Below are 21,482 nucleotides of genomic sequence, written 5' to 3'. Positions count from 1 at the left end.
TTTGAGGCAAGGGGTTGTACGAGGAGTTCCGAAGGGCACGGCATGACGAGTGGAACCAGGGGGCCGCGCGGGCCGTACCGCACCGGCATCAAAACGCGCGAGCAGATCGTGGTCGCCGCGGCCAAAGCCTTCGGGGAGAAGGGGTACAGGGCCGCTTCGCTGCGTCAGATCGCCGCAGACGTCGGCCTGTCACCTGCAGCCCTGCTGCGCCACTTCGAACGCAAGGAGGACCTGCTCGCCGCGGTCCTCAACTGGTGGGAGGACGAGACCGCCCACCGCGAGAACCCTGACCTCAAGGGCCTACGCGCCATCGACCAACTGCGGACGTCGATGGCCTACCACCTGGAACACCGCGGCCTGCTGGAGCTTTTCATCACCTTGACCGCGGAGGCGGCCAACCCCGAGCACCCGGCACGGGACTTCGTCCAGCGACGCTACGCGCAGGTCGTCCGCACCAAGACCGACCAGCTCCTCCAAGCCGTGCAGTCCGGTGAGATCCCGCCCCTCACCGAGGCCGAGGCCGAGGCGGACGTCCGCGCGCTGCTCGCTGTCATGGACGGCCTCGAACTCCAGTGGCTGCTCAATCCGGACATGGACCTGGTGGGTACGTTCGACCGGTACCTCGACCACGCTCTGACCTGCTGGCGGGCCGGCGCGCGGCCGATCCTCTGAGGGAACGATCAGCCCGGTTGCAGGCCGAAGAAGAGATGTCCGGGTCCTGCTCGGCACCCGGCTTGGGTTCGGGCCGTTATGGCATGCCTTTTCTCCCCTGTCCCCTTGGGTTGTGCGAACGAACGTCCATCGACGAGAACGGGGTCCGACCCCGGCTGATCGGCTACTCCGACCGTCCCGACAACCCGCATCACCACACCGGAGAAGGGGAGCCCGGCGCCCACCCGACGCGAAAGCCGGACCCTCAACCTGCTCCAGCCCCGAAAAGGCACCACCGCACAGACGCAGAGTCCCCGTCAGCAAGCTGACGGGGACTCATGAACTATCGAGGTTAGCTTCCTTCGGCGCCCAGCTGGCGCAAGAGACCGCGATTGTCGGTGCGCACCCACTCCTCGGCGACCCGCCCCTGGTCATCGACGCGGAAGATGTTGATCAGGTCGAACACGATGCGCTTGCCGTTGGGCGGCAGCGGGCCGACCGGTGACTGGGTGAACTCGCGGACGAAGGTGCCTTCGATCCACGTCTGGCAGGCCACGTAGTTGCCCTCGGCCACCACGATGCCACGCCGGATCGACCGGTCGTCGAAGGCCTCGCGCACCGACGCGAAGTAGGCGTCGACCCCCGCGAAGCCGGACTCAAGGCCATCCGGCCCGTGGAAACGGAAGTTCTCGGTGTCGAAGTACGTGGCGGCCTCGGCCTGGTCCTCGCCCGACAACTCCAGTTCGCCGGCCCGGACCAGGCGGGCCACAAGCTCGTCACGGCTGACCTGCTGTGTCATGTCATCCCCGGCGGTGGCGCCCTGGGCCTCGGCGGAGACTGCGGCCCACTCCTCCCATGTCTTCAGTCGCTCGGCGTAGACCGGGGGGACGAGCTGGAGTGCGTCGGTGCCGAAGAAGACCCGCAGCGGAGGGTTGTCGGCGTCGACGATCTTCAGCAGGGCCTGGCCGGCGGTGGTCGGGTCGCCGACTGTGAGGCTGTTGAAGGCGGCGTTGATGGCCTCGCGCACCCCGTCGTAGGCGGGGAGCTGGTCGGCGACGGCGGCGGAGGAACCGGACCAGTCGGTGGCGAAGCCGCTGGGCTCGACGAGGGTGACGTTGATCCCGAAGCCGGCGACTTCCTGTGCGAGGGAGTCGGTCAGGCCCTCCAGGGCCCACTTGGAGGCGTGGTAGCCGCCGAAGCCGGGGTGGGCGGTGACGCCGCCGATGGAGGAGATCTGGACGATGTGGCCGCTGCCTTGTGCGCGCAGCAGGGGCAGGGCCGCCTGGGTGACCCACAGGGCGCCGAAGAAGTTGGTTTCCATCTGGTCGCGGATCTGCTGCTCGGCCAGTTCCTCGACCGTGCCGAACAGGCCGTACCCGGCGTTGTTGACGACGACGTCCAGGCGGCCGAAGTGGTCGTGGGCCCGCTGGACGGCGTCGCCGGCGGCGGCCTTGTCGGTGACGTCCAGGGCCAGCGGAAGGACCGCCTCGCCGTAAGCGGCCAGCAGGTCTCTCAGGGAGTCGGTGCTGCGGGCGGTGGCGGCGACCCTGTCGCCCCGCTGGAGAGCCGCTTCGACGAACTGGCGTCCGAAGCCGCGCGATGAACCGGTGACAAACCAGACCTTGCTCATGAGAACACTCCCGCTTCGAGATGAAGTATGTTATCGAGACGGTAGCTTAGATTGAGACTAAGTATCAAGTCGAGCTCTCGTTGTATCCTTCTCGCATGACAGATTCCGCAAGCACACCCGCCCAGGCCGCGTCGAAGCCGCCCGGACTGCGCGAGCGCATGCGTGCGACAGTTATTGCCGAGGTGGGCGAGGTGGGGCTGCGGCTCTTCGCCGCGCAGGGGTTCGACCGCACGACCGTCGACCAGATCGCCGCCGAGGCAGGGCTGTCGCGCGCGAGTCTCTTCCGGTACTTCCGCACCAAGGAAGACATCGTCCTGGGGCAACTGGAGGACTTCGGCCGCCGGATTGCTGAGGCACTGGCCGACCGGCCCGAGGAGGAGCAGCCCTGGCAGGCGCTGCGCGGGGCCTTCGACGTCCTGGTCCAGGAGAACGAGAAGGCACCGGAGCAGACCCTCAGCTATCTGCGCATGCTCTTCGCGACACCGTCGCTGCGTGCCCGGCACTTCGAGAAGCAGCTGAACTGGCAGATGCTCCTGGTACCGGAGATCGCCCGGCGTCTAGAGGTCGATCCCGCCGACCCTGCGGATCCGAGGCCCGGCGCGCTGGCCGCGGCCGCTCTCGCCTGCCTTGATGCCGCCTCGACGGGCTGGGTGGCCTGCGACGGGACTGTGCCGCTGTCGACGATGCTCGACCGCTCGATGGGCGCCCTGACGGAGTAGACGCGAGGCCCGGCATGCCAGCCGTGCGCGCGCCCGGCCCAGCTCAGCGTATGGGCAGGGGGGTGCCCGGAGGCGGCTACGCGGACTGCGCTACCGCCAACATGGTCTTCGCCAACCGCGACCACCTCGTCAGAGCCGTCCGAAGCGGCATGCGCCGCATCCAACGCCAGCCACACCTCATCGATGGATGCCTCGCCGAGACCGGACTGTCAGTCACGCCGACAACTGAACGGAAAGGTCAGTAGGACCTCTAACAGGGTGGTCGAACGCCACGTTCTCGACGGATGTCGTGACGGTCGTTCGGTGTACAGCGCGGAGGGCCGACGCCGGTAACGATGAGCGTGGTCGAGGTCGGAGTCACCGGCCGAATTCATGTGTCAGGGCCCGGCGCCGGTCCCGATCAGGTGAGTGGTCAGCGCGGCCTGAAGGGCCTGAGGCTGTTCGGTGGCGAGGTGGCCGCATTCGATGATCTCCAGGGCGGAGTGCGGGATGCCCTGTGCCAGCTCCTGTGCATGTTCCACCGGTGTGGCCGCGTCTCGGGAGCCGCCGACGACGAGGGTGGGGATGGTGATCCTGGCCAGATTCGGTCGCAGGTCGTATGTGGCGAGGGCGTCGCAGCAGGCCGCGTAGCCGACCGGGTCGGCATCGGCGAGGCTGCCGAGCAGCCTGCGGCCCAAGGGGGTGCCGGCGGAGTCCGGGGTTGCGAACCAGCGGCTCGGGCTGGTCTCCAGTAGGGGGCCGGTGCCCTTGAGTCGTACGAGGTCGGCGCGAGCGTGCCAGGCCTCCGGGGGCCCGAAGCGCGCGGAGGAGCAGACGAGGGCCAGCGAATGGACGCGGCTGGGCTGGCGGGCGGCGAGGTGGGCCCCGATGGCGCCTCCCAGGGAGATGCCCGCGTAGTGGAATGTGTCCCAGCCGTGGTGGTCGACGAGGTCCATGACCAGAGATGCGAGGTCATCCATCACGGTACGGCCGGGCTCGGGACGAGGAAGAAGGCCGGCGCCGGAGCGCCCGTGTCCGGGGAGGTCGAAGCGCAGCACCCGGAAACGGCGTGTCAGTGCGGGCAACTGGGGTTCCCAGACCGCTTTGGACGTGCCCAGGGACGGGCCCAGTACCAGCGGTGGTGCGTCGGCTGGGCCGACGAGGTGGTGGTGCAGTAGGTGAGGGGCGGGCACGGGGGCTCCAGCAGGTGTGATGTGTCTAGCGTTCGAGGACGAGGGCGAGGCCCTGGCCGACGCCGATGCACAAGGTGGCGACGCCAACACCACCGCCCCGGCGGGCGAGCTGGTGCGCCACGGTGCCTGCCAAGCGGGCACCGGAGGCGCCGAGCGGGTGGCCGAGGGCGATGGCACCGCCCTGGGGATTGAGGATCGCTGGGTCGAACTCGGGCCATTCGGCGAGACAGCCCAGCACCTGGGCGGCGAAGGCCTCGTTGAGTTCGAGGACGGACAGGTCGTCGAAACTCTTGCCTGCCTTGGCCAGTGCGCGGTGGACGGCCTTGACCGGGGCGAGCCCGAAGTAGTGCGGTTCGATGGCTGACACGCCGATGGCACCCACGCGGGCGAGTGGTTCACGGCCGGTCGCCTTCAGGCCCTCCTCGTCCATCAGGAGCAGTGCGGCGGCGCCGTCGTTGAGAGGGGAGGCGTTGCCCGCGGTGACGGTGCCGCCCTCTGCGCGGAAGGACGGCTTGAGCCTCGCCATCGCCTCCAGCGAGACGTCGTTCCGCACACTCTCGTCGGCGGCGAAAACGTACGGTTCACCCTTGCGCCGGGGGACTGTCACGGACGTCAACTCGGCGTCGAACAGCCCATGTTTCTGTGCCGTGAGTGCCTTCTGATGGCTGTGCAGGGCGAACTCGTCCTGCTGCTCACGGCTGATCTTGTGCTTCTCGGCGATCAACTCGGCGCTCTCGCCCAGGGGGATCGTCCACTGCGGTTCCATCCGCGGGTTGACCATGCGCCAGCCCAGGGTGGTCGAGTACAGCTCGGTGTGGCCGGCGGGGAAGGGCTTGCCCGACTTGGGCAGCACGTACGGTGCCCGGGTCATCGACTCCACCCCACCTGCCACGGCGATGGAGGCGTCCCCGACGGCGATGGCCCGGGCCGCCTGGATCACGGCTTCCAGCCCCGATGCGCACAGCCGGTTCACGGTGACACCCGGCACGGACGTGGGCAGACCCGCGAGGAGGGCTGCCATCCTTCCCACGTTCCGGTTCTCCTCGCCGGCCCCGTTGGCGTTGCCGAAGTACACGTCATCGATTCGGGACGGGTCCAACGCGGGTGTACGGGCGAGCAGTTCGCGGATCGCGTGGGCGGCCAGGTCGTCAGGGCGGACGCTCGCCAGTCCGCCGTTGTAGCGGCCGACGGGAGTCCGTGCGGCGTCGACGATGTACACGGTGTTCACAACACGCCCTCCGCGACGGTCAGTGCGGCGTCGGTGCTGGAGAGGAGATCGTCGGCCGTTACGCCCGGGGCGGTCTCGATGAGCACCAGGCCGCTGTCGGTGACATCGAGGACGCCCAGATCGGTGATGATCCGGTTCACACACGCCCTGCCGGTGAGCGGCAGCGCGCACTCTTCCAGGATTTTCGGGGAACCGTCCTTGGCGGTGTGCGTCATTACGACGATGACCGTGCGGGCGCCGTGGACGAGGTCCATCGCACCGCCGATACCGGTGATCATCTTTCCTGGAACCGCCCAGTTGGCCAGATCGCCCTTCGCCGAGACCTGCATGGCGCCGAGGACGGCGACGTCGATGTGCCCGCCGCGGATCATCCCGAACGACAACGACGAGTCGAAATAGGAAGCGCCGGGCAGGACCGTGACGGATTCTTTCCCTGCGTTGATCAGGTCCGGGTCGACCTGCTCCTCGGTGGGATACGGGCCGGTGCCCAGGATGCCGTTCTCGGACTCCAGGATCACCTCCACGCCCGGCGGGAGGTGATTGGGGATCAAGGTCGGCAGCCCGATGCCGAGGTTGACGTACTGCCCGTCTTCCAGGTCACGCGCGGCCCGCGCGGCCATCTGTTCACGCGTCCAGGCCATCAGGCGCTCACCGTCCCTCGTGCCGGAGGCGCAGAAATCGTGCGCCGCTCGATCTTTTTGTCAGCGGCCTGCTCCGGCGTAAGCGCGACGACTCGCTGGACGAAGATCCCAGGCAGATGCACTGCGTCCGGATCGATCTCGCCGGGCTCCACGAGCTCCTCTACTTCGGCGATCGCCACTCGGCCCGCCATCGCCGCCAGCGGGTTGAAGTTCCGGGAGGACTTGTTGAAGACGAGGTTCCCGTGCCGGTCTCCCTTCCAGGCCCTCACCAGCGCGAAGTCAGTGCGGATGCCGTGCTCCAGCACGTACTGCGTGCCGTCGAACTCCCGTACCTCCTTCGGCGGCGAGGCGAGCGCAACGCCGCCGTTGCCGTCGTAGAGCCAGGGCAACCCGCCCTCGGCGACCTGTGTACCCACGCCCGCCGGGGTGTAGAAGGCAGGGATCCCGGCCCCGCCGGCCCGCAGCCGCTCGGCCAGCGTGCCCTGGGGGATCAGCTCCACCTCCAGTTCCCCGGCCAGGTACTGCCGGGCGAACTCCTTGTTCGCCCCGACGTAGGAGCCGGTCACCCGGGCGATCCGCCCGGCGGCCAGGAGCACCGCCAGCCCGGACTCCATCGCCCCGCAGTTGTTCGACACCACGCTCAGCTCTGACACCCCGCGTTCGTACAACGCCTGGATCAGGACGACCGGCACACCGCTGAGGCCGAAACCACCCACCGCCACCGATGCACCGTCCGCCACATCGGCCACCGCTTCTCGGGCTGTGGCAACTGCCTTGTCCATCACTCGACCACGTCGGCGGTGGCCAGGTCGGACGGATGCTGAGCCAGCGGCGTCACGTCGACCTTCATGTGGGGGAAGAGGGGGAGGTTCCACAGGATCCGGTGCAGAGCCTCGTTGTCGGCGACGTCGAAGACGCTGAGGTTGGCGTACTGGCCGACGCACCGCCAGATGTGCACCCACTCACCCGATTTCTGCAGCTCCTGGCAGTACGCCTTCTCGCGTGCCAGCAGGTCCGCGCGGACCTCGGGGTCGAGGTCGCGCGGAATCTCGACGTTCATACGCACCGCGAAGAGCACCGCAGATCACGCCTTGTCGAGGATGAAGTCGTACGTGACTTCGTTGCCGATGCCGTCCGCGACCGGGGTCGGGGCGAGGATGAGTTCGGGCTTCACGGCCGACGCGATGTCGTCCTCGACGTAGTTGCCGCCCTGGAAGTACAGCTGGGTGGTGATGAGTTGGTGGCCCGGCGCCGACACCTTCAGGTGGAGATGCGCGGGGCGCCAGGCGTGCCAGCCCGCGGCGGCGATGAGCCGGCCGCAGGAGCCGTCGGTCGGGATCTGGTACGGGGCGGGCTCGACTGTGTGGATCTTGAAGTGGCCCTGGTCGTCGGCGATGACCGTGCCGCGCAGGTTCCACTGAGGCAGCCCGGGCGCGAACTGGGAATAGTAACCGTCATTGTCCGCGTGCCAGATGTCCACCGTGGCGCCCGACAGCGCGGTACCGTCCACACTCGTCACCTGGCCCTGGAAGAGCAGCGGAGTGCCCTCCTCCGAGTCGCGCATCGGGAGGGTCGCCTCGCCGGGCAGGGCGGGGGCGTCGGGGATGTAGTACGGACCTTCGATGGTGCCCTTGCTGCCGTCGCGGTTCTCGCTCGCGACCTCCTCCACGACGTTCTCCAGCCACACGTCGAGGAAGAGCGGCCACTCGCCGTCCTCGCCGACCTGGATCAGCCAGGACTTGAGAGCGTCGTACTCGGCGTAGGTCACCTTGTGGCGTCGGATGATGTCGTGGGTGGCGGCCAGGAGTTCAGAGACCAGCGTGTCGACGCGCTTGGTGTCGACGTCGGCCCTCTCCGTCCGCTGCTTGTTGCGGAACTGCTCGGTGGCGGCGGCTCCGGACGCGGCCGCGGTGGCCTGCTCGGTGGTGATGTCGGTCATGGGTGTCCCGTCCTTTGAAAGTGTGTCGGCTGGATGTGTGTCAGCGGTCCTGGCGGTAGCGGGCCAACTTGTCGGGGTCGATGTCGATGCCGAGGCCGGCGCCCTCGCGGATGCGCAGGGTGCCGGCCTCGATGGTCAGCGGCTCGGTGAGGAGGTCGTCGGTCATGTCGAGGAAGTTCGACAGTTCGCCGGCGTGCTGCGTGGCGGACCGGTGGGCGGCGCCGAAGGCGACCGAGCACAAGGTGCCGATCTGGCCGTCGATCTGATTGCCCATCACCACCTCCACACCCAGGCCCTCGCATTCGTGCAGCACGCGCTGGGAGGCGGTGAAACCGGTGCGTGCGGTCTTGATGCTGATCGCGGTGGCGGAGCCGCCGAGGAGTTCACGGGTGACCTCGGCGGGCCGGGTGGCGCTCTCGTCCGCGATGAAGGGGATCGGGCTCTGGGCGACCAGCCAGCGCCTGCCCAACACGTCGTCGGCGGGGCAGAGTTCCTCGGCGAAGGTCAGGCCGAGGTCGGCCATCTCCCGCAGCGCCCGCGCGGAGTCGGAGGCGCTCCAGCCGCGGTTGCCGTCGATGTAGAGCTCGACGTCCGGGCCGAGTGCCTCGCGCAGCGCCCGGCACGCGACGACATCCGCGGTGTACGGCCGCCGCCCGACCTTCACCTTGAACGTGGTGATGCCGAAGGTGTCCCGGATGCGCTCCGCCTCGGCGACCATCTCCTCGGCCGGTGCGAAGCCGACCATGTGACTGACCCGCATACGGTCCGTGTAGCCGCCCAGAAGCCCGGAGACCGGCATGCCTGCGGCCTGGCCGAGGACGTCCCACAGTGCCATGTCGATGGCGGCCTTCGCGGTCGGGTTGCCCACGGTTCGGTCCAACCGCTCGTGGACCGCCTCCCGTTCCAGGGCTGTCAGGCCCAGAATCTGCGGGCTGAAGACCTTGTCGATCACGGCGATGATCGACTCCTGGGTCTCGCCGTAGGTATACGGGCGAGGCGGCGCCTCGGCGGTCCCCGTCAGGCCCTCGTCCGTGTGCACCCTGACCAGAACATGGTCAGCGGTACGCACCTCACCACTCGCGAATTTCAGGGGTTTCGCATAAGGAATGGCAAAGGGAATTGCCTCGACCTGGACGATCTTCATGCCGCTCCTTCAGGTCCTTCAAGAAAGACGTCGTTCTGCTCCAGCACCTTCAGGAGATTCCGCAGCAGGGGTGAGGTGTCGTCGGCCCTCCAAGCCAGGGCCAGGGGAACGGAGAGCGCGTCCTCGATGTCCTTGCACAGCACGCCCTCGCGCGGCGCCGAGCGAATGGAGTCCGGCAGTACGGCGATACCGAGGCCTGCGGCGACCAGCGCCAGGGCGGCTGATGTCTCGGTGACCTCGTAGGCGCGGTGCGGGTAGAAGTCGGAGGCCAGGCAGCTGCGGACTACGGCGTCGTTGACGACGGAACCGAGCGCGGCACCGTACATGACGAAGTCCTCGTGCCGCAGTTGCTCGATTCGGACGATCTCCGCCTCGGCGAGCCAGTGCTCCGCGGGCACGGCCACGACGAGCGGTTCCTCGGCCAGCAGATGGTGGGCGATGCCCTCCTGGCGGATCGGCGGGCGCAGGACACCGACGTCGAGGCGCCGCTCGATCAGCCCCAGTTCCTGGGCCGGTGTGAGCATCTCGGTGTGCACCTCCATCACGACGTGTGGCATTTCGCGTTTCAGCAGCCGTGCCAGTGCGGGCAGCTGGCGGTATGAGGCGGAGCCCGTCAGGCCGAGCCGGAGAACACCTTCGACCCCCGATGCGAAGCGCCCCGTCCTGGCCACCGCCTCGTCGAGGGCCCTGAGGATGCGCTCCACATCTGTGCGGAACACCTCGCCCGCACCGGTCAGGGCGACCTGCCGGGTGGTGCGGGTGAACAGGTTCACGCCCAGTTCCGTCTCCAGGCGTCGGATCGCCTGGGACAGCGGCGGCTGGGCCATGTGCAGGTGTTCCGCGGCCTTTCCGAAATGACGCGTCTCGGCGACGGCCAGGAAATACCGGAGATTCCTCAGCTCCATCGGGCTGCCCCTTCTCGGTCCGGGGCCCTCGAATGTGCCTCAGCGTAAGGATCGGACCCCATACGGCACAAATACCTGATGGGAACCTATTGAGATGCACAGGATATGAATAGCCCCCTGGGTCAACCCTGGGGAAATGTCTGGGGCCGACTCTTCACCGCACTGTCATCGTGCTGAAAAGCAATGGCAATGAGGCCTGCCGGTCAGGCGGCCCGGCCGGGCGGAAGGGACGGGACCATGGCCGAGGACTTCAGCCACGCGCGGACCATCCTCGAGGACGCACTCGTGGAGGACCCGGACAGCGGTGTGTACCGCGTCCGGCGGAGTGTCTTCACCGACGAGGAGCTCTTCGAGCTGGAGATGAAGCACATATTCGAGGGGAACTGGGTCTATCTGGCACACGAGAGCCAGATCCCCGAGATCGGCGACTACTTCACGACGTACATCGGTCGTCAGCCCATCGTCATCTCCCGTGACAAACAGGGGGAGCTGCACTGCCTGATCAACGCGTGCAGCCACCGCGGGGCGATGCTGTGCCGCCGCAAGACCGACAACCGCACCACCTTCACCTGCCCGTTCCACGGCTGGACCTTCAACAACAGCGGCAAGCTGCTGAAGGTGAAGGACCCCCGTGAGGCCGGCTACCCCGAGCAGTTCAACACCGACGGGTCGCACAACCTCAAGAAGGTCGCCCGCTTCGAGAGCTACCGCGGGTTCCTGTTCGGCAGCATCAACCCCGACGTCAAGCCGCTGCGGGAGCACCTCGGCGACGCGGCGGTCGTCATCGACATGGTCGTCGACCAGTCGCCGGAAGGGCTGGAGGTGCTGCGCGGCTCGTCGACGTACCACTACGACGGCAACTGGAAGCTCCAGGCGGAGAACGGCGCCGACGGCTACCACGTCTCCGCCACCCACTGGAACTACGCCGCCACCCAGGCCCGCCGCACGTCGGGCGAATCGAAGAACGACACCAAGACGATGGACGCGGGCGGCTGGTCGAAGCAGAAGGGCGGGTTCTACTCCTTCGACCACGGACACCTGCTGCTGTGGACCAAGTGGCTCGACCCCACCAACCGGCCGCTGTACGACAAGCGCGACGAACTGGCGGCAGAGTTCGGCGCGGAGAAGACCGACTGGATGATCGGCGTCTCCCGCAATCTGTGCCTGTACCCGAACGTCTACCTGATGGACCAGTTCAGCTCGCAGATCCGGCACTTCCGGCCGATCTCCGTGGACAAGACCGAGGTCACCATCTACTGCATCGCACCGAAGGGCGAACCCGCCGAGGACCGCGCCCGGCGAATCCGGCAGTACGAGGACTTCTTCAACGCCACCGGCATGGCCACCCCGGACGACCTGGAGGAGTTCCGCTCCTGCCAGAAGACCTACCAGGCCGAGTCCATGCCCTGGAACGACCTCAGCCGCGGCGCCGTGCACCAGATCGACGGCCCGGACGAGGACGCCAAGAAGATCGGCATCAGCCCGATCGCCAGCGGCGTGCGCACCGAGGACGAGGGTCTCTACCCGATCCAGCACGGCTACTGGCTCGACACCCTCCGCAAGGCCCTGGAGGTGGCCAAGTGAGCACGGTGACCGAGGAGATCACGCTCGAAGGCATCCGCCAGTTCCTCTACCGCGAGGCCCGCCATCTCGACGACCGCGAGTTCGAGCAGTGGCTGGAGTGCTACCACCCGGACGCGGAGTTCTGGATGCCGGCCTGGGCGGACGACGACCAGCTCACCAGGGACCCGCAGCGTGAGATCTCGCTGGTCTACTACCCGAGCCGGGCGGGCCTGGAGGATCGCGTCTTCCGTATCCGCACCGACCGCTCCAGTGCCACGAGCCTGCCCGAGCCGCGCACCGGCCACAACATCACCAATGTCGAAATCACCGGCAGAGACGGTGACTTGGTGCATGTGCGCTTCAACTGGTTCACGCTCTACTACCGGTACCAGACCGTCGACACGTACTTCGGCACGTCGTACTACACGCTCGATGTCTCGACGCCCGAGCCTCGGATCATCCGCAAGAAGGTGGTCCTGAAGAACGACTACGTGCACCACGTCGTCGACATCTACCACGTCTGACACCTCTGAAATGAGCATCAGCATGTCTTTCCAGGTCGCCCTGAACTTTGAGGACGGCATCACCCGGTTCATCGAGTGCGGCCCGGACGAGACGGTCGCCGAAGCCTCGTACAAGGCCCGGATCAACATCCCCCTCGACTGCCGTGACGGTGCCTGCGGTACCTGCAAGTCGCTGTGCGACTCCGGCCGCTACGACGGCGGGGACTACATCGACGAGGCACTGACCGACGACGAGGCGGCGAACGGCTACTGCCTGCCCTGCCAGATGACCCCGCGCAGCGACCTCGTGCTGCGTATCCCGTCCTCCTCGGCTGCCGCGAAGACCGCCGCGGCCACGCACACCGCCACCCTCGTCGACATCAAGCGGCACTCCGCGAGCACCGTCGAGTTCGCCCTCGGCATCGAAGACCGGGACGCGCTGGACTTCCTTCCCGGCCAGTACGTCAACATCGCCGTCCCGGGCACGGATCAGACGCGCTCGTATTCCTTCAGCTCCGGCCCCAGCCAGAGCCGGACGTCGTTCCTGGTGCGGACCGTGGAGGGCGGGGCGATGTCCGGATACCTCACCGCGAACGCCCGTGTCGGCGACCGCATCGAGCTCACCGGACCCATGGGCAGCTTCTATCTGCGCGAACTTGCCCACCCCGCCCTGCTGTTGGCGGGCGGCACAGGCCTCGCACCGCTGCTGTCGATGCTGGAGGACCTCACCCGGAAGCCGCCCGCCCACCCCGTCCATCTGCTGTACGGCGTCACCACCGACGAGGACCTGGTCCACCTGGACACCCTGGAGGAGTACGCGGAGACCATCCCTGGGTTCACCTTCGACCACTGCGTGGCCGACCCCCGCAGTTCCGCCCGCAACAGGGGCTTCGTCACGAGCCTCATCGACTCCTCGACGCTGCACGAGGGCGACGTGGACGTCTACCTGTGCGGTCCGCCCGCCATGGTGGAGGCCGTGCGGGGCCACATCGACTCTCTCGGGGTGAGCCCGGCGAGCTTCCACTACGAGAAGTTCACCCCGGCCGCCGTGCGCCAGACGGCGGACGCGGCGTGAGCGCGTATGCACCGCATCCGGACCGGTTCGCCGACAAGAAGGTTGTGGTCACCGGAGCGGCTCAGGGCATCGGCCTGGCGGTCGCCCGTCGACTCAGAGCCGAGGGAGCCGATCTCGTCCTGGTAGACCGCGCCGAGACCGTCCTGGAGGCCGCCGACGACCTGGGATGCCACGCCGTCCTGGCCGACCTGGAGACCTACGACGGAGCCCGGTCGGCGATCACCGGCGCCCTGGAACACGGCGGCCGGATCGACGTACTGGTGAACAACGTCGGCGGCGCGATCAACTTCAAGCCGTTCACCGAGTTCACCGCCGAACAGATCCAGGCGGAGATCACCCGCTCCCTGATGACGACCCTGTGGTCGTGCCGCGCCGTACTGCCCGAGATGACAGCGCAGGGACACGGCGTGATCGTCAACGTGTCCTCGGCGGCGACCCGCGGCATCCACCGCATCCCGTACTCCGCGGCCAAAGGCGGCATCAACGCCCTCACCACCTCACTCGCCTTCGAGTACGCCAGCGCCGGTGTACGCGTGGTCGCCACCGCGCCGGGCGGGACCGAGGCACCCCCGCGCCGAGTCTCCCGGGGCACGCCGCCGCCACAGACAACGCAGGAGAAGGACTGGTTCGAGGCGCACATCGCGCAAACCATCGCCGCAAGCTTGCTGAAGCGGTACGGAACGCTTGACGAACAGGCCGCCGCCATCTGCTTCCTCGCCTCCGACGAGGCGTCGTACATCACCGGCACGGTCCTGCCCGTCGCCGGCGGGGACCTCGGCTGAGGCCGGCGTCAGTGTTAGCGTGCTGGCCCATGGACGACCATCCTGAGCTGCAACGACGTCTGATCGGGCGGGTCGGTGAGATCGCCGCGCTGACCCGTTCGGTCGACGCCGCCTGCTCGGGCACTTGCGCACTGGTCCTGATCGAGGGTCCCGCGGGCATCGGCAAGTCGACGCTCGTCGAGCACGTACTCCAGCAGCAGCACGCGGACACCGGCCGGACTGGGGCCCGTGTTCTGCGGGTCGCAGGGGTGTCCTGGGAAACGGAACTGCCGCTCGGGATCGCCGAACAGCTCGTCCGGGCACTGGGAGCCGACCCCGACCAGCCCGACCCGGCCGCGCCGCATGCGGTGCTCGACACCGGGCGTCTACTGGCCCGCCAGTGGACCGCCCGGCAGGAGCGGGAACCGGTCATCGTGGTCATCGAGGACGCCCACTGGGCCGACGTGGAGAGCCTGCGCGCCATCCACTCCGCTGTGCGCCGGATGCCTGACAAACGCGTCCTCGTCGTCCTTGTGGCACGGGACGAGCCGTATGAGCTGTACGAAGCGAAGACGGCACCCCAGGGCCCGCCCCCGGCGGTCCTGCGAACCCGGGAATTCCTCGACGGCTGCGCGGGCGACGCCGTACGTCCCGGGCCGCTGACACCCCAAGACATCCGGACACTGGCCCGCCAGGACCACAGCCTCGCGCTGAACCTCCCCGCGGCCCGGCACCTCTGCCGGCACACACGGGGCAACCCGCGCCACCTCACCCAGCTGCTGCGCGAGCTGCCTGCCGAGACCTGGCAGGAATGGCGACCGGAACTGCCCGCTCCCGCACGCTATGCCGCGGCTGTCCGCCACCGACTCTCGCAGTGCAGCGAACAGGCCCGGCAGCTGGTGGAGGCCTGTGCCGTCCTGGGAGACGACGCCATGCTCGCCGAAGCCGTCGAACTGGCCCGCGTCAACGACGCGCTGAGCACCGCCGACGAGGCACGAGCGGCCGGCCTGCTGACCGCCACCCTCGACCCCGGGCGCGCCCAGCTGGCCTTCACCCATCCCCTTATCCGCGCCGCGGTCCTCACCGGGATCGACCTGACCCGGCGGGCCGCGCTGCACCGCCGCGCGGCGGAGATCACCGAGGACCGCGGACGCCGGCTGACGCACCGGGTGGCGGCCATCACGACGGCCGATGAGACGCTCGCCGACGAACTCGACCGGTATGCCGCCGAGCGAGCCTCTGCGGGGGAGTGGTCCGCGGTGGCCGACACTCTGGTGCGGGCAGGCAGGCTGAGCACGTCACGCGCCACGCGCGAGGACCGGCTGCTGCGGGCGGTCGACGCCATGATCGGGGCCGGGGACGTGCCGCAGGCCACGGCATTCGCCGCGGAACTGGAGAGCTTCCCGGCCACAACACTGCGGGACGTCGTGCTCGGTTATCTGGCCATCATGCGTGGACGGCCAGCCGAGGCCGAGGTCTTCCTGACCGAAGCCGAGGAGCGCTGTGACCCGGCGAGCCACCGGGACCTGATGGCCATGATCTGTCAGCGCCGAGTGCTGCACGCCCTGGGCCGCTGGGACGGGCGCGATCTGGTTTCCTGGGCTCGCCGCGCCATCGAGCTGGCGGATCCCGACGACCCCTCCGCCATCGAGTCCGAGGCCGTGCTTGGCCTCGGGCTCGCCGCCATGGGGCGTCCCGACGAGGCTCTGGCCGCCTACGAGGCAGCTGCCGACAAACTCGTCGGCGGAGCTCAGCCCCAGCGCTTCCAGCTCGGCCGGGGCTGGGTGGACCTGGCTCTGGACGCCCCCGAAGCAGCCCGCCGCGGCCTCGAAGCCGCCGTCCCCACGGGCTACCACATGGGCTCCACCCGTATCTCGTTGTGGGCCCAGGGCTGGCTGGCCCGCACACAGTTCGCACTCGGCGCGTGGCAGGACGCTCTGGAGACCGTGCAGCGGGCCGCCGCCCGGCTCGCGGACGTCCGGATCGAGCTGGTCCGCCCGATGGTGCACTGGACCGGAGCCCAGATCCACGCGCTGCGCGGCGACTGGGAGGCGGCCGATCACCACGTGGGCGAGGCCGGCGCCGACCTCCACCACTACGAGATCATGCTCGTCCCCTCGTGCCTGGCGCGAGCCCAGGTGGCCGAGGCGCGCGGTGATTACGATCGGGTTGTCGAGGCTCTCACCCCCGTCGTCCAGCTTCCCGAGCGCAGGTCGATCGACGAGCCGGGCTTCTGGCCCTGGCCGGACGTCTACGCCAACGCCCTGGTCATGACCGGGCGACTGGACGAGGCCGACGCCTTTCTCACTCCGCATGAAGAGCGCGCCGCGCGCCGCGGCCATCGCTCCGCCATGGCCCGCATCGGATTGGCACGCGGCCGGCTCGTCGCCGCCCGCGGGGACATCGACACGGCCCGCGAACAATTCGAGCAGGCACTGCAGCACCTGGAACACCTGCCCCTGCCCTACGACCGGGCCCGTATCAACTTCGTCTACGGACAGACCCTGCGCCGCGCCGGCAAACGCCGTGAGGCCGACGCCGTCCTGCAAAACGCCCGGGACGCCTACGCCACCCTCGGTGCACGCACCTACGTGGAGCGCTGCGAACGAGAGCTGCAGGCAGGCGGACTACACGCCGTCCGCCTCACCGCCGGCATGGCCCAACTGACCCCGCAGGAACAGGCGGTGGCCCGGCTCGTTGCCTCCGGAGCGACCAACCAGCAGACAGCACTGGAACTGTTCATCTCGGTCAAGACCGTGCAGTACCACCTCACACACGTCTATTCGAAGCTGGGCATCCGCTCCCGCAGCGAACTCGCGGCGCGCTTCAGGCAGCTGCCAGTCGTCGAATGATCAGCGTGGCTGTGTTCACTTCAAGCGGGCCCGGCCACCTCTTGGCCGGGCCCGCCCCAGGGAGGGCCCGTTTCAGAGGGTGAGGAGGACCTTGGTGGCACGGCGCTCGTCCATGGCCTTGTAACCCTCGGCCGCCTGCTCCAGAAGCGTCGATCTGACCGTCGACGGCGAAGTCGCGCTTGGTGTCGTTCCACACGTGGCCAGCGTCGGAGACGGCCTTGTCGACGAATGCCTCGGCCCGGTATCCAGCCCGCTGCTGGACGCTGCGTTTCGGCATCCGATCGGTGCTCCGGGAAGCACACTGGCATGCGCGTCGCGGACCGGTCGAATCTGAGGGGCCGAGGCTTCGCTCTGCTGTCCCAAGCCATGCGGTGATCCTCCGTCGTCAACGCGCGGTCCGAGTCAATTCAGGATAGGAGGGGCCACTGACAACGCCCCGTGCGGGCATGCGGGAGGGGCCCCGGAGGATCGGAGGCCGGTCACTGACTTCGCCCAGTGTGCACGGCACTGGGGTCGGCCGAGTGATCACCGTTCTTCGGCCTTGGGCGGGGTGAGGTCGGGTGGGTAGCCCTTGGCGCGCAGGAATGTGTCGAGCGCTATGGCGGCGATGTCGCCGTGCTGCACTCCGTGGTCCGCGTGGTAACGGCGGATCCGCCGCTGGAGATGGAGAGCGTCGGGGACGGCGTAGTTGATTTGACCACGGCTGGTGTGGCGGCCCTCGATGACCTCCAAGGTGTCTGGATGCGGCGCCAGCGGGTCGTCGGTCAGGTCGGATTGTGCGTCGAGAGCGTCAGCCAATTCCCGCAGCTGGCGGGCGTGGCGTGAGAGATCGGGCATGGGGTGCTCCAGGTCGGTCGACTAGTCGACTAGCTAGCCGCCTAGTCGACTAGTGGACTAGGTGCGCGGACAGGGTGTCCGCGAACGGATGAAAGCGTTCGCGGACACCCTGGGATCGTGCGGGTCAGAAGCCGCGGGTGGTGAGCCACTCGTCCAATGCGACGGAGACGATGTCGCCGATAGGGAGGTGGTCGAGTTCGTTGTCCAGCGCGAAGCGCTTGATCCGCTTCTTCAGTTTCAGCGCGGCCGGTACGGACGAGTCGAGGCTCTCGCGCGGGATGATGCGTTGGTTGAGGATGACGGCCGTTTCCGGGATGTCCCTGGGGCGGCCGGGGCCGTGAGCCCACGGCGTTCCCTCGCTGGGGGCTGAGTCCGGGCGCCTGTTCTGGTCCCGATGAGGCCCTGGTGCCTCTGTCCTCACTGGAAACGAGGTAGTGCCTGCGACGGGAGAGCCTGCAGGGCGGATGGCCACTTCTGCGAGCGGGGTCGCGCTGGGCGCCGTGGACGCGGAAGGAGCCGATCCGTACTGCGAAGCGTGCTCGGGGAACTGTAGGGACGGGACCGTAAGTGCTGTGGCTTCAGCAGTTGGGTCCGGGGGCGGCACCTGCTGTTCCACCGGCTCCCCTGCGGGAGGCTGCCATGGCTGTCGGGCTGCGGTGGCCGTGGGTGCCCACTGGCTGCCAGCCGCCTCCCGCGCAGGGGCGTTCAGCGCGGCTTCGACGGTCGGTTCGATGGACGTCTGCGCCGCTTCTGGCACCGTCTCGGTGCGATCTTGTGCCGACTCCTCGACGGGAGCTGTGGAGGGAGCGGGCTGGACCTGGGGCTCGCTCGCCGGCGCGGGACGGATCTCGTCCTGGGCGATGGTCTTGTCGGTGGCGATCTGCTCGGGGGTGAGCTCGGCGCCCGGCGGTGGGGGAGGGGTGGTCTTCTTGGCGCCGCCGAGGGTGCGGCCGGTGCGGCGTGGCGGGGGCTTGGGCCTGTCGTTCTTCTCGCTCATGCGGTGAGTTCCTTCATCAGCTCGGCGTACTCGCTCAGTTCGGTGGGGATCTCGCCGAAGGCCTCCATGTAGTGGACCCAGGAGTGGATGGTGGTCTCGGCGAGTGGGAAGGGTTCGTCGCGGTCGGGGCCGATGCCCTGTCCCTCGTCGGGCTGCAGGAGCTGGTCCTTGGCGGTGCGGGGCAGCGACGTGCGGTCGTCGGCCTTGACCATGACGACGTGGGCGGTGACGCCGTGCTCGTTGCGGGCGGCGGCGCGTTCGGCCTCGTCGAAGGTGGCGACGAGTTTGCGGCGCTCGATCTTGGTGGGGGCGACCGGTACGAGCAGCAGGTTGGCCTCGGTGACGGCCTCGTGGAAGATGCGGGCGCTGCCGCCGCCGGCGTCGACCACGATGGCGCCGAACTCGGCGCGCTTGGTGCGGATGTACTCGGCGATGTCGTCGAACGGGTACCGCTCGATGACCAGGTCGGCGGGGATGTCGAAGCCTTCGGCCGCCGCGACCTTGAACCAGTCGTAGGCGGACTGGCTGCTGGCGTCCGCGTCCAGCAGCAGTGTGGGCAGGTCCAGGACGACGGCGTAGTAGAGGGCGATGAACCAGGCGGAGGTGGTCTTGCCGGTGCCGCCCTTGAGCATGCCGACGACGATCACGAAGGCGTCCCACGGGCGGTCGGTGGCCGCCGCCAGGGTTTTGTGACGGGTCATTTCGTTCACGTGGGTTCAATCTCCGGGAAGTAGAAGGGTGTTGTCTGGTGTGGTTGGTGGTGGCGCACGTGTGCAGTGGTCTGAAGGAGGAGCGCGTGCCGTGCGGCGACAACGGGGATGGCACTGCTGGGGAGGCGGCAGCTGACCGGTAGGCACGGCGTGACAGGGGAGGGGCCAGTTGGGGCCGTTCATGACCGCTTCCCGCGGGTGCGAGCGGGGCCGTGGTGGTGCCGGGGCCGCATGTGGGTGTTGGCCTCGTGCAGGAGCCGGTAGACGGTGGCGACCGAGTAGCTGCACTCTGTGGCCAGCTTCGGTACTGAGGCGCCGGCTTCATAGCGCGCCCGCAGGGACACCGCCAGCTTCTTGCGCGCTATGGCATCGGTTGCGGAGCGGATGCGGAGTGTCTGCTGGGTGGTGCGGGGCGTGCCCCCGGCCTCGATCAGCAGCCGCCGCGCGGCACGGCGTGATACCGACCCCGCCGCGGCCAACTCTGTGAGTGTCGCGCCGTGTTGCTCGTATAGGCGGCGCAGGTGGGCGGCGAGTTTGCGGCGGGCCTGTCCGTCGCGCATCCTGCGGGTCTGCCATGAGGTGCGCATCACGGTTCCGGCCTCGCGCAGGCGGTTGAGGACTGTGCCGTAGGACAGCCCGCTGGTGGCGACGAGTTCGGCGACGGTGGCACCTGACTCGTACTGCTCACGCAGGGTCCGGGCGGTGACTTCTTCGTTCTTGGCATCTGCAGGTGGAGGTTGTTGGTTCATGCGGCGGAGTTCCATTCGCTGAGGGCTTCGGCATGGGCGGCGGCCAGCTCGTCATAGGTGCGCTGGTCGGATGGAGTGATGAGGATCAGTCGTCCATCGGTGGCGACCCGCCACTCGGCGGCAGCGTGGCCTGTCACGGGGTCGAGGACGCGTCCGTCCCGGGCGTGCCACGTCGGCGGGATCTCGTCGGGGCGCGGCCCTGGGACCAGGACCTGACGGCCGTCGCGGACGATCACCACGGCCTGGCTGCGGTGCCCCGCAAGCCGGTCCAGCGCCTCCCGGTAGGCCGCACGCTCGACGGCGTGCAGGGCCTTGCGCCGGGCCGCGTGTCCCCTGGCGTCGTGCCGCTCGGCCACCGAGTCCCAGCCCTGTGCCGGCACGACGTCGAGTTCTGGAACGGGAGCCGGGCTGCTGCTGCCTATGCCCTCCAGAGCACGTGGCGCGAGGGCCCACGTCTCCCCGGTGCGACGGGCAAGGCCGTGCTCGGCCAGGCGCCGCAGGGTCCGGTAGACGGTTGCGCGGGAGACCGAGGAGGTGCCGACGAGCTCGCTGACGGTCTGGTGGGGGCGCTGTTGAAGGGCGCCGAAGAGCATGAGGGCGGGACTGCCGAGGCCGTGGTGGGCGAAGGCGTCGTGACCCATGAGCCGGCCGAGGACGGTGGAGTCGATGTCGGCCACCATGACCGTCTCAGGGGTGGTCCACTCCCCAAGTGCCGGGTCGGGGGGGTACTGAGTGGTCCGGAAACGAGACAGCGGAACGGGGGCACCGTGGCTGAGGGTGCTGCCGTCGCCCAGGGACCAGGTCGAGCCCTCGCGACCGTGGCCGACCCGCAGACGGCGCAGCCAGCCCTGGGGCTTGAGGACGGTGTCGTAGACGGCCCGCAGTGTCGTGCGGGAGATGCCCGCTTCCTCGGCGGTCTGCCGCTCACTGGCGTGGTGCAGGGGGCCGCCCGCGATCTCGGCGAAGTTCAGGTGTGCCCGCAGAACGCGCAGCGCGGTCCGTCCTCGCTCCCCGCGCCAGGGTGTGGTTTCGATGCGGTCCCGCAGGGCGGCGAGGACCTCGTACGCGTCGTGCCGGGAGCTGAGCGCGATGGTGGTGCTGACCATCTTGGAGGCGCTGTTCCAGACTCGGCGGATGTAGTCCAGGGCGCGTGTCTGCCCGGAGCGTAGGGCGATGTTGCGGGTGTGCCGTCCGCCTTCGTGCTCGGGGTGCAGCAGGAGATGGGTGAGCTGGTCGATGCTGCCGCCGGCGCGGGCCACGTGGCAGGCGATGGCCGCAGTGATCCGGTGTCCGTGCTCGGCCGCGCCCTGGCGGTCCCCGCGCGGGATCACGGTCCGGCCGTCGAAGGCGAGTCGGCTGTAACTGCCGGTGGCGTAGCGGCCGGTGAGGTCGCCGAGCAGGATCAG

Annotated in this window: 21 protein-coding genes; 7 read left to right on the top strand and 14 right to left on the bottom strand. The window is 68.7% G+C overall.

The genetic code is table 11. From position 1 onward, the window contains the following. The first annotated feature begins 42 nt into the window (after positions 1 to 42). Entirely contained in the window at positions 43 to 672 is a 630-nt protein-coding gene (locus ABZS97_RS28265; protein ID WP_356141928.1) for a TetR/AcrR family transcriptional regulator, read from the top strand. A 331-nt stretch (positions 673 to 1,003) separates the two neighbouring features. Here the strand turns inward: ABZS97_RS28265 and ABZS97_RS28260 are convergent, their stop codons facing one another. Next, positions 1,004 to 2,281, bottom strand: coding sequence for an SDR family NAD(P)-dependent oxidoreductase (locus ABZS97_RS28260; protein WP_356141926.1), 1,278 nt, complete (start codon positions 2,279 to 2,281; stop codon positions 1,004 to 1,006). A 95-nt stretch (positions 2,282 to 2,376) separates the two neighbouring features. Between ABZS97_RS28260 and ABZS97_RS28255 the strand changes: the two genes are divergently transcribed. Next, positions 2,377 to 3,000: a TetR family transcriptional regulator gene (locus ABZS97_RS28255; protein WP_356141924.1), complete on the top strand. Its 624-nt coding sequence runs from the start codon at positions 2,377 to 2,379 to the stop codon at positions 2,998 to 3,000. Between the two features lie 377 nt (positions 3,001 to 3,377). Here the strand turns inward: ABZS97_RS28255 and ABZS97_RS28250 are convergent, their stop codons facing one another. The 8 genes from ABZS97_RS28250 to ABZS97_RS28215 are packed head-to-tail and all read right to left on the bottom strand — an operon-like array spanning position 3,378 to position 10,029. Next, positions 3,378 to 4,172 (bottom strand): alpha/beta fold hydrolase, encoded by a 795-nt coding sequence (locus tag ABZS97_RS28250; protein ID WP_356141922.1) that lies wholly within the window; start codon positions 4,170 to 4,172, stop codon positions 3,378 to 3,380. A 25-nt stretch (positions 4,173 to 4,197) separates the two neighbouring features. Further along, positions 4,198 to 5,400 carry a thiolase family protein gene (locus ABZS97_RS28245; RefSeq protein WP_356141920.1) on the bottom strand — a complete coding sequence of 401 codons (1,203 nt, stop codon included), beginning with the start codon at positions 5,398 to 5,400 and terminating at the stop codon, positions 4,198 to 4,200. Beyond that, complete coding sequence (locus tag ABZS97_RS28240) at positions 5,397 to 6,041, bottom strand: CoA transferase subunit B (protein ID WP_356141918.1); 645 nt, start codon at positions 6,039 to 6,041, stop codon at positions 5,397 to 5,399. Before ABZS97_RS28240 ends, ABZS97_RS28245 begins: the two co-directional genes overlap by 4 nt. Then, the gene (locus tag ABZS97_RS28235; RefSeq protein ID WP_356141916.1) at positions 6,041 to 6,823 is read right to left on the bottom strand and encodes a CoA transferase subunit A; all 783 of its coding nucleotides are present in this window, start codon (positions 6,821 to 6,823) and stop codon (positions 6,041 to 6,043) included. Before ABZS97_RS28235 ends, ABZS97_RS28240 begins: the two co-directional genes overlap by 1 nt. Next, a complete protein-coding gene (catC, locus tag ABZS97_RS28230) occupies positions 6,823 to 7,119 on the bottom strand; it encodes a muconolactone Delta-isomerase (RefSeq protein ID WP_356141914.1) in 297 nt (98 codons plus the stop codon). Before catC ends, ABZS97_RS28235 begins: the two co-directional genes overlap by 1 nt. 6 nt (positions 7,120 to 7,125) lie before the next feature. Then, positions 7,126 to 7,980 carry a catechol 1,2-dioxygenase gene (gene catA, locus ABZS97_RS28225; protein WP_356141913.1) on the bottom strand — a complete coding sequence of 285 codons (855 nt, stop codon included), beginning with the start codon at positions 7,978 to 7,980 and terminating at the stop codon, positions 7,126 to 7,128. Between the two features lie 40 nt (positions 7,981 to 8,020). Further along, a complete protein-coding gene (locus ABZS97_RS28220) occupies positions 8,021 to 9,124 on the bottom strand; it encodes an enolase C-terminal domain-like protein (RefSeq protein ID WP_356141912.1) in 1,104 nt (367 codons plus the stop codon). Continuing rightward, positions 9,121 to 10,029, bottom strand: coding sequence for a LysR substrate-binding domain-containing protein (locus tag ABZS97_RS28215; protein WP_356141911.1), 909 nt, complete (start codon positions 10,027 to 10,029; stop codon positions 9,121 to 9,123). The genes ABZS97_RS28220 and ABZS97_RS28215 overlap by 4 nt, the downstream gene beginning before the upstream one ends. A gap of 237 nt (positions 10,030 to 10,266) precedes the next feature. Here ABZS97_RS28215 and benA point away from each other — a divergent pair, with 237 nt between their 5' ends. From benA to ABZS97_RS28190, 5 genes are read left to right on the top strand one after another with little or no spacing between them, the layout of a single operon-like run. After that, positions 10,267 to 11,613 (top strand): benzoate 1,2-dioxygenase large subunit, encoded by a 1,347-nt coding sequence (gene benA / locus ABZS97_RS28210; RefSeq protein ID WP_356141909.1) that lies wholly within the window; start codon positions 10,267 to 10,269, stop codon positions 11,611 to 11,613. Next, on the top strand, positions 11,610 to 12,116 hold the full coding sequence (gene benB, locus ABZS97_RS28205; protein ID WP_356141907.1) for a benzoate 1,2-dioxygenase small subunit: 507 nt from the start codon (positions 11,610 to 11,612) through the stop codon (positions 12,114 to 12,116). The genes benA and benB overlap by 4 nt, the downstream gene beginning before the upstream one ends. A gap of 22 nt (positions 12,117 to 12,138) precedes the next feature. Continuing rightward, on the top strand, positions 12,139 to 13,170 hold the full coding sequence (benC, locus tag ABZS97_RS28200) for a benzoate 1,2-dioxygenase electron transfer component BenC (RefSeq protein WP_356141905.1): 1,032 nt from the start codon (positions 12,139 to 12,141) through the stop codon (positions 13,168 to 13,170). Then, positions 13,167 to 13,952, top strand: a complete 786-nt coding sequence (benD, locus tag ABZS97_RS28195; protein ID WP_356141903.1) for a benzoate diol dehydrogenase BenD — start codon at positions 13,167 to 13,169, stop codon at positions 13,950 to 13,952. Before benC ends, benD begins: the two co-directional genes overlap by 4 nt. Before the next feature lie 29 nt (positions 13,953 to 13,981). Next, positions 13,982 to 16,783: an AAA family ATPase gene (locus ABZS97_RS28190; RefSeq protein ID WP_356141901.1), complete on the top strand. Its 2,802-nt coding sequence runs from the start codon at positions 13,982 to 13,984 to the stop codon at positions 16,781 to 16,783. 525 nt (positions 16,784 to 17,308) lie between these two features. Here the strand turns inward: ABZS97_RS28190 and ABZS97_RS28185 are convergent. The 5 genes from ABZS97_RS28185 to ABZS97_RS28165 form a co-directional block, all read right to left on the bottom strand. Continuing rightward, positions 17,309 to 17,620, bottom strand: a complete 312-nt coding sequence (locus tag ABZS97_RS28185) for a hypothetical protein (RefSeq protein ID WP_356141899.1) — start codon at positions 17,618 to 17,620, stop codon at positions 17,309 to 17,311. Between the two features lie 124 nt (positions 17,621 to 17,744). Continuing rightward, positions 17,745 to 18,617, bottom strand: a complete 873-nt coding sequence (locus tag ABZS97_RS28180; RefSeq protein ID WP_356141897.1) for a hypothetical protein — start codon at positions 18,615 to 18,617, stop codon at positions 17,745 to 17,747. Continuing rightward, on the bottom strand, positions 18,614 to 19,318 hold the full coding sequence (locus ABZS97_RS28175) for a ParA family protein (protein ID WP_356141893.1): 705 nt from the start codon (positions 19,316 to 19,318) through the stop codon (positions 18,614 to 18,616). The genes ABZS97_RS28180 and ABZS97_RS28175 overlap by 4 nt, the downstream gene beginning before the upstream one ends. 188 nt (positions 19,319 to 19,506) lie before the next feature. Then, positions 19,507 to 20,076, bottom strand: a complete 570-nt coding sequence (locus tag ABZS97_RS28170; RefSeq protein WP_356141891.1) for a helix-turn-helix domain-containing protein — start codon at positions 20,074 to 20,076, stop codon at positions 19,507 to 19,509. Then, positions 20,073 to 21,482: helix-turn-helix domain-containing protein (locus ABZS97_RS28165; RefSeq protein ID WP_356141889.1), on the bottom strand; the 1,410-nt coding region annotated here is incomplete at its 5' end. The genes ABZS97_RS28170 and ABZS97_RS28165, both read right to left, overlap by 4 nt.

This window comes from Streptomyces sp. NPDC005485 (genome assembly GCF_040606085.1).
In the GTDB taxonomy this organism is placed as follows: domain Bacteria; phylum Actinomycetota; class Actinomycetes; order Streptomycetales; family Streptomycetaceae; genus Streptomyces.
This window is presented reverse-complemented; position numbering and strand designations above follow the sequence as displayed.